The 14,817-nt window shown below is 76.5% G+C and carries 14 protein-coding genes, 1 tRNA gene, 1 pseudogene and 1 riboswitch; of the genes and pseudogenes, 8 read left to right on the top strand and 8 right to left on the bottom strand.

What is annotated here, in order from left to right; genetic code table 11:
- Positions 1–29: 29 nt before the first annotated feature.
- Positions 30–947 (top strand): FAD-dependent oxidoreductase, encoded by a 918-nt coding sequence (locus tag RTG05_RS07870; RefSeq protein WP_208104853.1) that lies wholly within the window; start codon positions 30–32, stop codon positions 945–947.
- Here RTG05_RS07870 and RTG05_RS07865 read toward each other — a convergent pair whose 3' ends face one another.
- From RTG05_RS07865 to RTG05_RS07855, 3 genes are read right to left on the bottom strand one after another with little or no spacing between them, the layout of a single operon-like run.
- Positions 948–2,153 carry a M20 metallopeptidase family protein gene (locus RTG05_RS07865; RefSeq protein WP_166528179.1) on the bottom strand — a complete coding sequence of 402 codons (1,206 nt, stop codon included), beginning with the start codon at positions 2,151–2,153 and terminating at the stop codon, positions 948–950.
- 40 nt (positions 2,154–2,193) lie between these two features.
- A complete protein-coding gene (locus tag RTG05_RS07860; protein WP_166528178.1) occupies positions 2,194–2,742 on the bottom strand; it encodes a pirin family protein in 549 nt (182 codons plus the stop codon).
- A complete protein-coding gene (locus tag RTG05_RS07855; protein ID WP_315912422.1) occupies positions 2,739–3,431 on the bottom strand; it encodes a phosphatase PAP2 family protein in 693 nt (230 codons plus the stop codon). The genes RTG05_RS07860 and RTG05_RS07855 overlap by 4 nt, the downstream gene beginning before the upstream one ends.
- 46 nt (positions 3,432–3,477) lie before the next feature.
- Here RTG05_RS07855 and RTG05_RS07850 point away from each other — a divergent pair, with 46 nt between their 5' ends.
- The 6 genes from RTG05_RS07850 to RTG05_RS07825 all read left to right on the top strand — a co-directional run bounded on the left by RTG05_RS07850 (position 3,478) and on the right by RTG05_RS07825 (position 10,183).
- The gene (locus RTG05_RS07850; protein ID WP_166528177.1) at positions 3,478–4,656 is read left to right on the top strand and encodes a PucR family transcriptional regulator; all 1,179 of its coding nucleotides are present in this window, start codon (positions 3,478–3,480) and stop codon (positions 4,654–4,656) included.
- 204 nt (positions 4,657–4,860) lie between these two features.
- On the top strand, positions 4,861–6,063 hold the full coding sequence (locus RTG05_RS07845) for an acyltransferase domain-containing protein (RefSeq protein WP_166528176.1): 1,203 nt from the start codon (positions 4,861–4,863) through the stop codon (positions 6,061–6,063).
- Entirely contained in the window at positions 6,060–7,028 is a 969-nt protein-coding gene (locus RTG05_RS07840) for a beta-ketoacyl-ACP synthase III (protein ID WP_166528175.1), read from the top strand. The genes RTG05_RS07845 and RTG05_RS07840 overlap by 4 nt, the downstream gene beginning before the upstream one ends.
- 79 nt (positions 7,029–7,107) lie before the next feature.
- Complete coding sequence (locus RTG05_RS07835; RefSeq protein ID WP_166528174.1) at positions 7,108–7,356, top strand: acyl carrier protein; 249 nt, start codon at positions 7,108–7,110, stop codon at positions 7,354–7,356.
- 93 nt (positions 7,357–7,449) lie between these two features.
- Entirely contained in the window at positions 7,450–8,691 is a 1,242-nt protein-coding gene (locus RTG05_RS07830; protein ID WP_166528173.1) for a beta-ketoacyl-[acyl-carrier-protein] synthase family protein, read from the top strand.
- 82 nt (positions 8,692–8,773) lie between these two features.
- Positions 8,774–10,183, top strand: coding sequence for an acyl-CoA carboxylase subunit beta (locus tag RTG05_RS07825; RefSeq protein WP_166528172.1), 1,410 nt, complete (start codon positions 8,774–8,776; stop codon positions 10,181–10,183).
- Positions 10,184–10,336: 153 nt separating this feature from the next.
- On the opposite strand, the gene RTG05_RS07820 is transcribed toward RTG05_RS07825, so the two are convergent.
- The 3 genes from RTG05_RS07820 to RTG05_RS07810 form a co-directional block, all read right to left on the bottom strand.
- Entirely contained in the window at positions 10,337–10,837 is a 501-nt protein-coding gene (locus tag RTG05_RS07820; protein ID WP_089305362.1) for a DUF3145 domain-containing protein, read from the bottom strand.
- 378 nt (positions 10,838–11,215) lie between these two features.
- Positions 11,216–12,325: a GGDEF domain-containing protein gene (locus tag RTG05_RS07815; protein ID WP_166528171.1), complete on the bottom strand. Its 1,110-nt coding sequence runs from the start codon at positions 12,323–12,325 to the stop codon at positions 11,216–11,218.
- A gap of 105 nt (positions 12,326–12,430) precedes the next feature.
- Complete coding sequence (locus RTG05_RS07810; RefSeq protein ID WP_166528170.1) at positions 12,431–13,651, bottom strand: M23 family metallopeptidase; 1,221 nt, start codon at positions 13,649–13,651, stop codon at positions 12,431–12,433.
- A gap of 14 nt (positions 13,652–13,665) precedes the next feature.
- Positions 13,666–13,827, bottom strand: a riboswitch (cyclic di-AMP (ydaO/yuaA leader).
- A 333-nt stretch (positions 13,828–14,160) separates the two neighbouring features.
- On the opposite strand from RTG05_RS07810, the gene RTG05_RS07805 reads away from it, so the two are divergent.
- A tRNA-Ile gene (locus RTG05_RS07805) sits at positions 14,161–14,234 on the top strand.
- Positions 14,235–14,313: 79 nt separating this feature from the next.
- On the opposite strand, the gene RTG05_RS07800 is transcribed toward RTG05_RS07805, so the two are convergent.
- Positions 14,314–14,481: a hypothetical protein gene (locus tag RTG05_RS07800; protein ID WP_166528169.1), complete on the bottom strand. Its 168-nt coding sequence runs from the start codon at positions 14,479–14,481 to the stop codon at positions 14,314–14,316.
- A 110-nt stretch (positions 14,482–14,591) separates the two neighbouring features.
- Positions 14,592–14,669, bottom strand: a pseudogene (locus RTG05_RS22350) (relaxase domain-containing protein); the annotation flags it as partial.
- Between the last annotated feature and the right edge of the window lie 148 nt (positions 14,670–14,817).

Genomic DNA, 14,817 nt, shown 5'->3' with positions numbered 1-14,817 from the left:
GCCACCGCGCCGACGGCGGCCACCGGGAGGTGGCCGTCGTCGGCGGCGGTGTGGTCGGGCTGACCTGCGCGCTGGAGCTGGCGCGCGCCGGTCACCGGGTGCGGCTGCTCACGGCCGACCCGGTGGAGCGGACGACGTCGGCGGTGGCGGCGGCCCTGTGGTCGCCGTACCGGGCCTTCCCGATGGCCTCGGTGCTGCGCTGGGCCGCGGTGTCGCTGGAGGTCCTCACCACCCTGGCGGGTCGGGCCGACACCGGTGTCGCGCTGCGGCCGGGGGTGGTCGTGCACCGCGGCGGGGGCCCCGACGAGCGGTGGTCGGCCGCGCCGGGACGCCGGCCGGCGTCGCCCGGGGAGCTGCCCGCCGGGGCGCCCGCGGGCACCCGGTGCGTGCTGCCGGTCGTCGACACCGGCCGCTACCTGCCCTGGCTGCTGGCCGCCTGCCGTGCGGCCGGCGTCGCGGTCGAGCAGCGGCGGGTGACCCGGTGGGACGACGTCCCCGGGGACGTCGTGGTGTTGGCCGCCGGGCTGGCCTCCGGCCCGCTGCTGGACGACGACTCCGGTGTCCCGGTGCAGGGCCAGGTGGTGCGGCTGGCCGACCCCGGCCTGACCGGCTGGCTGTTGGACGAGGACCACCCCGAGGGCCTGACCTACGTCGTCCCCCGCGGCACGGACGTCGTCTGCGGCGGTACCGCGGTGGAGGGCGCGACCGGCACCGACCCCGACCCGGCGGTCGAGGCCGCGGTGCTCACCCGGGTGCGCGCGCTGGTGCCCGAGCTGCGCGACGCCCCGGTGCTGTCCCGGGCGGTCGGGCTGCGCCCGGGCCGGCCTGCGGTGCGGCTGGAGCGGGTCGGGTCCGGCGGGCGGCCGGTGGTCGCCTGCTACGGGCACGGCGGCGCCGGCGTCACCCTCTCCTGGGGCTGCGCGGCCGAGGTGGTGGCCCTGGTCTGATCAGCCGGCCAGGGCGTCCAGGGCCATCGCCGCGTACAGCGCCGCGCCGGCGGGCAGCACGTCCTCGTCGAACGCGACCAGGTTGGAGTGGTTGCCGGCCGCGGTCGCCGGGTCCGCTCCCGGTGGGCAGGCGCCCAGGAAGGCCATCGCACCGGGGACCCGCTGCAGGACGTAGGAGAAGTCCTCGGCGCCCATCAGCGGCTCGGGGGCGGCCACGCTGCACCCTGACCCGAACAGCTCGCCCGCCGTCCCGAGCACCCGCGCCGCCGCGCCGGGGTCGTTGACGGTGACCGGGTAGCCCTCCTGGTGCACGAACTCGGCCTGCATCCCGTGTGCCGCGGCCACGTGGGTGGCCACCCGGTGCACCGAGGCCACCACGTCGGCACGCCGCTCCGGTGACAGGGTGCGGATGGTGCCCTGCAGGAACGCGGTGTCGGGGATGACGTTGTCCGTGGAGCCCGTCGTCAGCTGGGCCACGGTCACGACCGCCGGGTCGAACACCGGCACCCGGCGGGTGACCACCGACTGCAGCGCCAGCACGACCTCCGCGGCGACCGGCACCGGGTCGGCGGCCGTGTGCGGCATGGAGGCGTGCCCGCCGCGGCCGCGCACGGTGAGCTCCCAGTGGTCGGCGGCGGCCATCATCGGCCCCGGCCGCACGCTCACCACCCCGCTGGGCTGGTTGGCGAACACGTGCAGCGCGAACGCACCGGCCACCGGCGCCTCCGGGACGGCGTCGAGCAGCCCCTCCTCGAGCATGTACCGGGCCCCGTGGAAGCCCTCCTCCCCGGGTTGGAGCATGAGCACGACCTGCCCGGCGAACTCCGCGCGCCGGGCGGCCAGCAACCGCGCCGCCGACAGCAGCATCGCGGTGTGCAGGTCGTGCCCGCAGGCGTGCATCGCGCCGGGCACCTCGGAGGCGAAGGGCAGGCCGGTGTCCTCCTGCACCGGCAGCGCGTCCATGTCGGCGCGCAGCAGGTGGGTGGGCCCCGGGCGGGTGCCGCGCAGCACGCCCACCACGGAGGTCGTGGCGCGCCCGGTGGTCACCTCCACCGGGAGGTCGGCGAGCTCGGCCAGCACCGTCTCCTGGGTGCGCGGGAGGTGCAGCCCGATCTCCGGGTGCCGGTGCAGCCGGCGGCGCAGGTCGACGGTGCGGTCGGCGTCGGCGCGGGCGGCGGCCAAGAGGTCGGCGGCGGGGATCGGCATGCGCCCCACTCTGCCCCAGGCCCCTCCCGTCCCGACGGGCTCAGGCGTCGTCGGCCCAGGCGGGGCGGGTGGTGTCGAGCTGCCACACGACCGCGGTCGCGGGCCCGTGCACCTCGTCGCCGTCCTGCTGCCGCACCCGCGCGCCGCCGGGGCCGGTGAGCACCAGCAGTCCGGGCGGCACGGTCGCCGACGTCCCGTCCTCGACCGACTCGGTCCACAGCCGCGCGTCGGCACGCGCGAGGTCCACCCAGCCGGCCACGGCGCGGTGCACCTCGTGCGTGGCGGGTCCGGCCGCACGGTCGCTGCGCAGGTACGTCTGCAGCACGTGCGCGCCGTCGTCCCCGGCGACCTCGTCGTGCTCCAGGCCGGCGCCGGCCCGCAGGACGGCGACGTCGCCGGCGGCCAGCACCGGCTGCGCGTCCCAGTCGTGCCGCAGCGAGCCGGCCAGCACGACGGCGACGACGTCGACGGCGCGGTGGGGGTGCCGGCCGTACCCGGTGCCCGGCGCCAGGCGGTCCTCGGCGATCCGCAGCAGCGGCCCGGCCGAGCCGTCGTCCGGCTCGACCAGCACGTCGGAGGTCGGGGTCACGACGCCTCCCGAGCCGGCAGCGCCGCGCGGCCACCGGGCAGCGCGTCGAACGCCGAGGCCATGAGCAGCGTCCAGCCCACACCCAGCGCCCACCCGCCGAGGACGTCGGACAGGAAGTGCACGCCCAGCCAAGTGCGGGTCAGCCCGACGAGGACGGCCAGGGCCACCCCCGCGGCGAGGGCCAGGCGGCGACGCGCCGGGGACAGCCGCGGCCAGGCCAGCACCAGGGCGATGGTGACCAGCGTGGCGATGCCCGAGGAGTGCCCGCTGGGGAAGCTCAGGGTGTCGTAGGAGGCGCCGCCGTCCTCGAACGCCGGGCGCACCCGGCCCACCGCCTCCTTGAGCAGCGTGGTGAGCGGGGCCACCAGCACGTTGGCGGTGACCACCCAGGCCGCCGTCCGCCAGGCCCGGCGAGCCCCGAGCCAGAACAGCACCGGCAGGGAGACCACCACCCGGAACCAGGCGACGCCGGGGGTGGTCAGCACCTCCAGCAGGGCACCGTGCAGCGCCGAGCGGTCGTCACCGGCGTACAGCGCGGTGCTGAGCGCCTCGTCCAGCCGGACCTGCGGCGCCCAGCCGGCCAGCACGCCGGCGGCCAGCGCCAGCAGGACGGCCGCGGCCGCGGCGACGGCGGCGAGCGCCCGCCGCCGGACCGTCGCCCGCTCGGGGGTCTGCTGCAGCACGTCCACCCGTCCCACTCTCCCCGAACCCGCCCGCCGTGCCACGCTGGCCGCTGTGTCCTCCGCGACCCGCCGGCACCCGCCCTCCGCCGCCACGCTGCGGCGGCTGGAGCGGGCGTCCGGGTCGCTGGCCACCCGTGCCGTCGCGCGGATGGACGAGGTGCTGCCCTGGTTCCGCACCATGCCCGCCGACCAGCGCTCCTGGGTGATGCTGGTGGCCCAGGCGGGCCTGGCCTCCTTCGTCGAGTGGTGCCGCACGCCGGACCGCCCGCCGCGGCTCACCGGTGAGGTCTTCGGCGCCGCGCCGCGCGAGCTGGCCCGGGTGGTGCCGCTCAAGCACACCGTCGACCTGGTCCGGGTGACCGTCGAGGTGATGGACGACTTCGTCGGGACCGTCGCCGAGCCGGGGGACGCCGACGTGCTGCGGCTGGCGGTGCTGCAGTACAGCCGGGAGGTGGCCTTCGCCACCGCGCACGTCTACGCCACCTTCGCCGAGAGCCGTGGCGCCTGGGACGCCCGGCTGGAGGCGCTGCTCGTGGACGCCCTCGTCCGCGGGGAGCAGGTCTCGGAGCTGTCCGGGCGCGCGTCGGCGCTGGGCTGGGCGGCGATGAGCCCGGTGACCGTGCTGGTGGGGGCGGCCCCGGCCGACGGCGACGTGCACGGCGCCGCCCGGCGGGCCGCCCGGCAGGTGCGCGGCGAGGTCCTCGTCGGGGTGCACGCCGACCAGCTCGTCGTCGTCCTGGGCGGGTCGCCGGACCTGCAGTCGGCGGCCGAACGGCTCAGCGACGAGTTCGGCCCCGGCCCGGTGGTGGTGGGCCCGGCGGTGGACAGCCTGGGCCGGGCCGGGGACTCCGCGACCGCCGCGCTCGCCGGGCTGCGCGCCGCCCGCGCCTGGCCGGCCGCGCCCCGGCCGGTGCCGGCCGACGCGCTGCTGCCCGAGCGGGCCCTGGACGGCGACCCGGCCGCCCGCGCCACGCTGCAGGAGCGGGTCGCGCTGCCCCTGCAGGCCGCCGGTGGCGAGCTGCTGGAGACGGTGCGCGCGGTGCTCGCCAGCGGCGGGAACCTGGAGGCCAGCGCGCGGGCGCTGTTCGTGCACCCCAACACCGTCCGCTACCGGTTGCGGCGGGCCATCGAGGTCACCGGGGTGTCGGTCACCGACCCGCGCGGCGGCTGGACCGTGCAGGTCGCCCTGGCCCTCGCCGCCCTCGACCAGGACCGCTCCCTCTGGCACTAGAGAAAGGATCTCCTCGCCCCCCACCGCTCGCGAGCTCGCGGCGGGCCCCTGCGAGGAGGCCGGCACAGTGCGGTTCCCACCACGGGGACCCGGCCGACACCCCGCACCACGCCGGTCCTGTTGTGGGGATCCTCCAAAGGGCAGGGGTGCGGTTTCGTGCCGTTCACCACCGCGTCACCTCTCGTCGTCTGACACGGTGATCAGGTGCTCGCCGTCCTCGCCCCCGGACAGGGTGCCCAGAAGCCCGGGATGCTGACCGACTGGCTGGAGCTCCCCGGGGCCGAGTCGTTCTTCCGCTGGGCCGGCGCGATCGCCGACGCCGACCTGCTCACCCTGGGCACCACCGGCGACGCCGAGGCGATCAAGGACACCGCGGTCACCCAGCCGCTGGTGGTCGCGATGAGCCTGTTCGTGGCGCGCGAGCTGGGCGGCCTGCCCGGCCCGGTGGCGCACACCCCGCAGACCGGCCGCGACGTCGTCATCGCCGGGCACAGCGTCGGCGAGCTCACCGCGGCCGCGCTGGCCGGCGTGCTCAGCGTCGAGGCGGCGATCGCGCTGACCGCCGTGCGCGGCCGGGCGATGGCCGCGGCCTGCGCGCAGACGCCGACCGGGATGTCCGCCGTCCTCGGCGGTGACCCCGACGAGCTGGCCGCCGCGCTGGAGCAGCGCGGGCTGACCCCGGCCAACGTGAACGGCGCCGGCCAGGTGGTGGCCGCCGGCCCCCTGGACGCCCTGGCCGAGCTCAGGGCCGCGCCGCCGGCCGGCGCGCGCGTCGTGCCGCTGCCGGTGGCCGGGGCCTTCCACACCGCCTACATGGCCCCCGCGCGCGAGCAGCTGGAGGGCCTGGTCGGCGGGCTGCGGCCGGCCGACCCCAGCCGGCTGCTGCTGTCCAACGCCGACGGCGCCGCGGTGGGCACCGGCGCCGAGGCGCTGTCCCGGCTGGTCAGCCAGGTCACCAGCCCGGTGCGCTTCGACGCGTGCCTGGCCACGATGCGCGACCTGGGCGTCACCGCCGCCATCGAGCTGCCGCCCGCCGGTGCGCTGGCCGGGCTGGCCAAGCGGGAGTGGAAGGGGGCCGACGTCGAGGTGCTGGCCATCGCCAAGCCGGCCGACCTCGACCGGGCCCGCGAGCTCATCGAGGCCGAGCGGGGTCGCCCCGAGCCCGACCACCTGCCCGACTGGCGCGTCGTCGTGGCCCCCGTGCGCGGCACCGTGCGCCCGGCCACGATCGCCGAGGGCACCCGCCTGGACGCCGGCACGCCGCTGGGGCGGGTCAGCAGCCGCCGCCAGGAGGCCGACGTGTCGGCCGGCTACGCCGGCGTGCTGGCCGAGTGGCTGGTGGCCGAGGGCGACCTCGTGGACGCCGGTGACCCGATCGCCCGCCTGTACCCGGAGGTGTCGTCGTGACCGGACTCCAGCTCGCTCCCGGCGCCCCGGGCGCGCGCATCCTCGGGTTCGGCAGCTACCGGCCCCGCCGCCGGGTCACCAACCACGAGCTGGCCGAGACCATGGACACGAACGACGAGTGGATCCAGGCGCGGGTGGGCATCGCCGAGCGCCGCTGGGCCGAGCCGGACGAGACGCTGCTGGAGATGAGCGTCGCCGCCGGCGGCAAGGCGCTGGCCGCCAGCGGCCTGGACGTCTCCGAGCTGGACCTGGTGCTGCTCGCCTCGGCCAGCCTGCCCCGCCCGATCCCCGGGCTGGCCCCGGAGATCGCCCACCGGCTGGGCGCCCGGCGGCCCGGCGCCTTCGACGTCAACGCCGGCTGTGCGGGCTGGTGCTACGCGCTGAGCGCCGCCGCGGACGCGATCCGCAGCGGGTCGGCCCGCAACGCCCTGGTCATCGGGGGCGAACGGCTCACCGACTACACCGACCTGACCGACCGCTCGACCGCGGTGATCTTCGCCGACGGCGCCGGCGCGGCCGTGCTCGGGCCCTCGGACACCCCCCGGATCGGCCCGGTCGTGTGGGGCAGCGACGGCGACCAGGCCGAGGCCATCGCCATCCCCCAGGGCGAGGCGGCGATGAGCATGGCCGGGCAGGCGGTGTACCGGTGGGCCACCACCCGGCTCACCGCCACCCTGCTCACCGCCATGGACCTCGCCGGCGTGGGCCCCGACGACATCGACGTGTTCGCCCCGCACCAGGCCAACCTGCGGATCATCGAGCTGATGGCCAAGCGGCTGGAGCTGCCCGCGCGCACCGTGATCGCCCGCGACGTCGTCCGCTCGGGCAACACCTCCTCGGCCTCGGTGCCGCTGGCGCTGTCCGCGCTGCTGGAGAGCGGGGAGGCCAAGAGCGGCGACGTCGCGCTGCTGCTCGGCTACGGCGCGGGCCTCACCTTCGCCGGCCAGGTCGTCGTCCTGCCCTGACCGGCCGACACTGACCCCCGGGCCACGACCGGCCCGTCGGCGGGCACCCCCCGCCCCACCCGAGAGAGAGGACCTGCACGTGAGCGAGCCCGCGAACGCGGACATCCAGACCGGCCTGGCCGAGATCCTGGAGGAGGTGGCGGGCGTGGCACCCGCCGACGCCACCCCGGAGAAGTCGTTCACCGAGGACCTCGACGTCGACTCGCTGTCGATGGTCGAGATCGCCACCGCGGTCGAGGACAAGTTCGGCGTCGCCATCCCCGACGACGAGCTGGCCAACATCAAGACCGTCGGCGACGCCATGGACTACATCCAGAAGAACCGCTGAGCCGACCACCCTCCGGTCCACGCCTCGCCGGCGCGGGCCCGGGAGGGTGGCCGACCCCCGGCCGCCCGGCAGCAGCACGAGAGGAGATCCGTCATGAGCACGTCCATCGATGACGTCGTCGTCACCGGACTCGGTGCCACCACGCCGCTCGGCAGCGACGTCGCCAGCACGTGGGACGCGCTGCTGGCCGGGCGGTCGGGGGTCAGCCGGCTCACCGACGAGTGGGCCCGGGACTTCCCCGCCCAGCTCGTCGCCCGGCTGCCCATCGACCCGGCCAGCCGGATCGACCGCGTCCGCGCCCGCCGGCTCGACCGCAGCCAGCAGGTGGCCGTGCTCGCCGGCGAGGAGGCCTGGCAGCACTCCGGGGCGGGCGAGGCCGGGGTGGACCCCCTGCGGGTCGCCGTCGTCTTCGGCACCGGCATCGGCGGTGCGGTGACCCTGCTCGACCAGGACGACATCCTGGAGCAGAAGGGCCCCAAGCGGGTCTCGCCCTTCACCATCCCGATGCTGATGCCCAACGGCCCGGCCGCCGCGGTCGGGCTGGCAGTCGGCGCGAAGGGCGGCGTGCACGCCCCGGTCAGCGCCTGCGCGTCGGGTGCCGAGGCCATCCGCTGGGGGCTGGACCTGCTGCGCTACGACCGCGCCGACGTCGTGCTGGTCGGCGGCGCGGAGGCCTGCGTGCACCCGCTGCCGATGGCGGGGTTCGCCGCCATGCGCGCCATGAGCACCCGCAACGACGAGCCGGGGCGGGCCTCCCGGCCCTTCGACAAGGCCCGCGACGGCTTCGTGCTCGGCGAGGGCGCCGCCGCCCTGGTGCTCGAGCGCGGGGACGCCGCCCGCGCCCGCGGCGCCCGGATCCACGCCCGCCTCGCCGGCGCCGGCGGCACCGCCGACGGCTACGACCTGGTCGCCCCGCACCCCGAGGGCGAGGGGGCCGGCCGGGCGATCGCGGCGGCCCTGCGCGACGCGGGGCTCAGCGCCGCCGACATCGGCCACGTCAACGCGCACGCCACGTCCACGCCCGTGGGCGACACCGCGGAGGCCGCGGCCATCCGGGACACCATCGGCGAGCACACCCTCGTGACGGCCACCAAGAGCCAGACCGGGCACCTGCTGGGCGCGGCCGGTGCGCTGGAGTCGGTGTTCACCATCCTGGCGCTGCGCGAGCAGGTCGTGCCGGCCACCGCCAACCTCGACGACCCGGACGACGACGCCGCCGTCCAGGCGCTGGACATCGTGCGCCGCGAGCCGCGGCACGCCCGGTTCGGCGCCGCGGTCAACGACTCCTTCGGGTTCGGCGGCCACAACATCGCGCTGGTCTTCACCACCGCGTAGCCCCCGGAGGACCCACCCACCCCGCCCGGTCGGACGCCGTCCCCCCGGGCCGATCCCGCACGTCCCGGCCCGGAGGGGTCCGATGACCACGCTGCACGCCGCTGCACCGACCACCGTCGACCCACGCGACCCCGCCGACCGCCTGGCGCGGTTGCTCGACCCCGGCTCGCTGTCGCTGCTGGGGCCGCGCGACACCTCCGGCGTCGTCGCGGCCCGCGGGACGGTCTCGGGCACCCCGACGATCGCCTACTGCACCGACGCCACCGTCATGGGCGGCGCCATGGGCGTCGACGGCTGCCGGCACGTCGTGGACGCCATCGACGCCGCGGTCCGCGAGCGGGTGCCGGTGGTCGGCATCTGGCACTCCGGCGGCGCGCGGCTGGCCGAGGGCGTCAGCGCGCTGCACGCGGTGGGCGAGGTGTTCGCGGCGATGGTGCGGGCCTCCGGGCGGGTGCCGCAGGTCTCCGTCGTCCTGGGCCCGGCGGCCGGCGGCGCCGCCTACGGCCCGGCGCTGACCGACCTGGTGGTCATGGGCCCGGCCGGGCGGGTGTTCGTCACCGGGCCGGACGTCGTCCGCTCGGTCACCGGCGAGGACGTCGACATGGAGAGCCTCGGCGGCCCGGACACCCACGGCCGGCGCAGCGGGGTCGTGCACGTGGTCACCGCCTCGGAGGAGGCGGCCCTGGACGCGGCGCGGCAGGCGGTCGACCTGCTGGCCGCACAGGGCACGCTCGACCTCGCGGGTACCGGCCCGGACGTCGACCTGCGCGCACTGCTGCCCGAGCAGGCCAACCGCGCCTACGACGTCAAGCCGCTGGTGGCCGCCGTCCTCGACGGCCCGCCGCTGGAGCTGCACGCCCGCTGGGCCCCCAACGTCGTCACCGCGCTGGGCCGGCTGGCCGGGCGCACCGTCGGGGTGGTCGCCAACAACCCGCTGCGGCTGGGCGGCTGCCTGGACTCCACGTCGGCGGAGAAGGCGGCCCGCTTCGTGCGGACCTGCGACGCGTTCGGCGTCCCGCTGGTGGTACTGGTCGACGTGCCCGGCTACCTGCCCGGCGTCGGCCAGGAGTGGGACGGCGTGGTGCGCCGCGGGGCGAAGCTGCTGCACGCCTTCGCCGAGGCGGTGGTGCCCCGGGTGACGCTGGTGACCCGCAAGTCCTACGGCGGGGCCTACATCGCGATGAACGCCCGCTCGCTGGGCGCGACGACGGTGCTCGCCTGGCCGGGCGCCGAGGTCGCGGTGATGGGCGCCAAGGCCGCCGTCGGCATCCTGCACCGCAAGCGGCTGGCCGCCGTGCCCTCCGGGGAGCGGGAGGCGCTGCACGCGCAGTTGGCCGCCGAGCACGAGCGGATCGCCGGCGGGGTCGACCGGGCCGTGCAGATCGGTGTCGTCGACGAGGTGGTCGACCCGGCGCGGACCCGGCGGCGGCTGGTGGAGGCGCTGGCGGCGGCACCGCCCGGCCGCGGGGCACACGGCAACATCCCGCTGTAGGGGACGCTGTGGCAGGAGCATGGTCGTCCGGACGCCGCTTCCCCGTCGACGTCCGGACGACCGGTCTGAGCCTACGACGAGAGGGCCCCGGGCGCTGCCCCGTCGTGGTCGGATCGTGACCAAGGGCCCCGGTGCCGGGGCCCGGTGCAGGGACTAGACCACCTGGTGCAGCCAGGTGACCGGGCTGCCGTCGCCGGCGTGCCGGTAGACCTCCAGGTCGGCGTCCCAGGCGGCACCGAGCAGCTCGTCCACCCCGTGCCGGAAGGCCTCGATCGACGTGGCGTTGGCGGCGAGGTTGCGCAGCTGCTGCTCGCTCACCACGAGGTCGCCGTTGGCGCTCGTGGGGGCGCGGAAGACGCCGTGGCCGGGCACGTAGGACATCCGCTCCCCGTCGTTGCCGTAGCTGGCCTCCTCGGTCACCTCGAAGCGCAGCATCGGCCACGCGCGCAGCGCGGCGACCAGCTTGGCGCCCGTCCCGGGGGCGCCGGTCCAGGCCACCTCGGCACGGTAGGACCCGTGCGCCGCGGGCTGGTCGGCCCACGACAGGGAGACCGGCGCGCCGATGACGCGCTCGAGCGCCCACTCGACGTGCTGGCAGAGCGCCTTCGGGCACGCGTGCACGAAGACGACACCCTGGGTAGACCGTCGCTGCACGGGGCACCTCCATCGACTCGATCGGTCTCGTCTTCCCCAACGGACGATCGATTCGGTGACGCGCTGTGTTCGGCGATCCGGGACCAGGAGTCCCGGGGACAGTGTGCACGATGGTCGCCCCATCGCGCCAGTGCGGACGGTGCAGTTGGGTCACCTGTGACCCGGCCGTTCCACCCACCGACCCTCCGCGCTGGTCAGCGGCCCACCACGGGTCGGGGGCTGCCGTCCACGGATCCACAACGACCCCACAGCCGGTCCACAGGAACGACGCCCCGGGCGCGCGATCGGCACGCTGGCGACCGGTCCGGTTGCGGAACGCGCTCACCGAGCGTAGTGGGACAGCGCTGCCGACCCGAGGAGGACCCGCAGGTCCCCGGCTCACCGGGTGAGCGCGGTGACCTGGTTGCCGCCGGCGCTCTTGGCCCGGTACATGGCCTGGTCGGCGCGGCCGAGCACCTCGTGCCCGGCCTCGCCGGCGCGCACCTCGGTGACGCCGACGCTGGCGGTCACCCCGCAGCGGGCGCCCACGGCGGCCACGGCGTCGCGGAGTCGCGCGGCGAGTGACGCGGCGTCCGCCGCGGTCGAGCGGGCCAGGACGGCGAACTCGTCGCCGCCGAGCCGGGCCACCGTGTCGGTCTCCCGGACCACGACCCCCAGCGCGGCGGTGACCTCGCGGAGGACGGCGTCCCCGGCGGCGTGGCCACTGCGGTCGTTGACGCCCTTGAAGCCGTCGAGGTCGACCAGGCAGACCACCCAGGGGCCGCCGGCGCCGGCCGCGGCGGAGCCCAGCCGGTCCAGGAAGGCCCGCCGGTTGAGACACCCGGTCAGCGGGTCGGTGGCTGCGAGCACCTCGGAGGTGCGCAGCAGCAGCACCTGCCGGTCCTGCGCCTCCCACTGGTTGGCCGAGGCCATCGCGCACAGCAGCGTGTAGGTGGCCATGACCAGCGCGACGAAGACGGCCGAGGAGCCCAGCCCGCCGCTGACGCACAGCAGGTAGCCGCCGGTCGTGACCGCGCCCATCAGGACGACCCCGGACGGCGGGTAGGCCACGGCCATGAAGGCCAGGAGGAGGAACAGCAGCACCGACAGCGGGCTGGACGCACCGCCGTCCACGCGGGTGGCGACGGTGACCAGCACTGTGTCCGCGAGGCTCCACAGGTAGAACAGCAGGCTGCCGCGGGGACCGCGCACCATCGCGGCCAGCGGCAGCAGGAGCAGCAGGGGTGCGGCGAGGGCGGCGACCACGGCCAGCGCCATGAGCGTGGCGGTGCGCGTGGGGGTGCCCGGCGTCATCAGCACGTACCCGGCCACGGCGAGGGCGGTCACCTCGGTGAGCGCCACGCCGAGCCGCACGTGGCGCACCCAGTAGGCGGCCCGGTCCTCGTCGGTGGCCAGCTGGCGGTAGAGGACCGCGCGGACCGCCGCCCGGGGCCGGCGCAGGTCGCCGCGGCGTCTACCGCCGCCGTCGCCGTCCGGCCCCTCGTCCACGGACGGAGCATCGGCCCGACGGGGTGCCGGCTTGACCGGCCTCACCCGCCCGGGGTGGCCTCCGGCGGAGCCGGCCGCCGGGTGCCGGCGCAGCCGATCAGCGGCTCAGCAGGCCCCGCCGAGGGTGATGCCGCGCGCCTGCAGCCAGGGCATCGGGTCCACCCGGCTGGCGTAGAGGCCGCCGCGGTGCACCTCGAAGTGCAGGTGCGGGCCGGTGGACTGGCCCTTGTTGCCGACGTCGGCGATGTGCTCGCCGGCCGAGACGACCTGCCCGGCGCTGACGAAGTACTGGTCGACGTGCCCGTAGAGGGTGATCTGCCCGTCGCCGTGCTGGACGTAGACGGCCTGGCCGAAGCCGCTGGCCGCGCCGGCCTGCAGCACCACGCCGTCCTCGGGCACGTGGATGGGCGTGCCGATGGGGGCGGCGATGTCCACACCCTGGTGCATCGTCCCCCAGCGCGGGCCGTAGCAGGAGGTGACCCGGCCGGCGGTCGGCATGCCGGAGGAGGCGCCCGACGTGACGGCGAGGGTCTGCTGCCGCTGGGCCTGCTGGGCGCCCCACGCGGCAGCGGCGTCGGCGGCACCCTGCGCGGCGAGCAGCCGCTCGCCGGCCGCGCGCAGCTCCTCCTCCAGGCGGGCCTTCTCCGCCGCGCGGGCGTCGTAGTCGGCCTGGGCCCGGGCGAGGTGGGCGTTGGCGGCCTGCTCGGCCTCGGCCGCGGTGCGGGCCAGCTCGTCCAGGGCGGCGACGGCGGCCTGCGCGGCCCGGTCGGCCTGCTCGAGGCGGGCCGCGACGGTGAGGAACTCCTGCAGGCGGGCGGCCCGGTGGTCGCCGATGACCTCCATGGTGGCGGCCTGCTGCAGCAGCTCGGTCGGGCTGTGCGCGTCGAGCAGCATCTGCAGGTCGCCGTAGCGGTCCTCGGCGCCCATGTAGGCCTCGCGGCCGAGGTCGGCGATGTCCTCCTCGGCGGCCGCGACGTCAGCCTGCGCGACCGCGAGCTCCGCGGCGGTCCGCTCGGCCTCGGCCTGGCCGGCGGCGAGCTGGGCCCGGGCGACGAGCGCGGCGTCGGCGGCCGCCTCGGCCTCCACGGTCATCCGCTGCAGCTGCTCCTCGGCGGCCCGCACCTGCTCCTCGATCTCGGCGACCTGCTCGGCGAGGGCGGCCTGCTCCTCGGCGGGGGCGGGGGCGGCGCCGGCGACGACGGGGGTGGCGGCCAGCAGGCCGGCCACCGCCGCGGCGACGACGGCGGCCCGGCGCGGTGCGCGCAGGGGGCTGCGGGGTGACGTGGCGCAGCGGACCACGGTGTGCAGGCGGTGCAGGGTCGCCAAGGCGACGGGTCTCCTCATCCTCGCGACCGCCTACCGAGTTAGCTGACGGGTTCGGGCCGGACGGCGCCCTACCTCCCTGCACTCCCTCAGCGCAGGCAGGACTCACCCCAGAGGTTCGGTGGGTCCCCGGTCCGCCTCGGCCCCGGAGGGCGTCGGCGGTTCGGCGGTGGCCGTGCCGAGGCCCTCGGTTCCCGAGGAGCTGAGCCCGGCAGGGCCGTCGGGAAACGTACACGGGCCCTGGCCGGCAGGTCACGGTCGGGTAACGAGATCGGGGCGCCTGCTTGCCGTCGACCCCCGCCACCGACACGCGGTGTCAGCAACCGTGTGCACTGTGGTGACCACCGGGACAGGCGGGGCGCCCGTGCAGCGCCAAATTCCCAGCTGATGGCCGGTCACGCCCGACCATCGGTGTGATCCCGCACACGGCAGCCACCCAGCAGGGGGACCTGGGGATGCCGGACGGCGTCGTCCACAGGGGGTGTCGGGCCGTCTGGCAGGCTGGTACACGCGGGGCGGTAGCTCAGCCGGTCAGAGCACGGGACTCATAATCCCTGGGTCGTGGGTTCGAGCCCCACCCGCCCCACCGGTAAACATCGAGGTCAGCGGCTTGTGGCATCCTCGTCGATCTTGGCGGGGGGCCCCGTGCCCACACGGTGCCCACACTACGCACCGTGACGTCTCGTGACAGACGCCTGGTGGGCGGCGTCCATGCGTTCCGCGAGGGCGCCCAGGTCGTCGTCGAAGAGCCCGGAGTAGACGTCGAGGGTCATCGCCGCGGAGGCGTGGCCGAGCATCCGCTGGACCGCCTTGACGTTCGCGCCACTGGCCACCAGCAGGCTTGCGGTGGCGCGGGTTGCACACCGTCGGCATGCGTGACTTCCTGGCCGCGATCAACGGCATCGGGCACGCCGCGGTCGCCTGCGACCCGCAATTCGGCGCCGCGCTCGTTGACCTGCAGGTGCAGATGCCGGTGGGGATCGCCGGCGCGGGAGGTGTAATGCCGCACCGTGACGGCCTCAGCTGGGAGCAGGCGCGTTCTTCTCGGCTACCGGTGCTGATGACGTTCAGCTGGGCGATGCACCGGCTTCCGTCAGTCGGTCCTTTGCGACACGGTGGCGTGGACGTTGGGCGGCTGCCGGACGACGAGGCTGCGACCGTCGGGCAGG

This window comes from Geodermatophilus sp. DSM 44513, assembly GCF_032460525.1.
GTDB lineage: Bacteria > Actinomycetota > Actinomycetes > Mycobacteriales > Geodermatophilaceae > Geodermatophilus.
The sequence above is the reverse complement of the archived record's forward strand: the minus strand, read 5'-3'. Positions and strand labels throughout refer to the sequence as shown.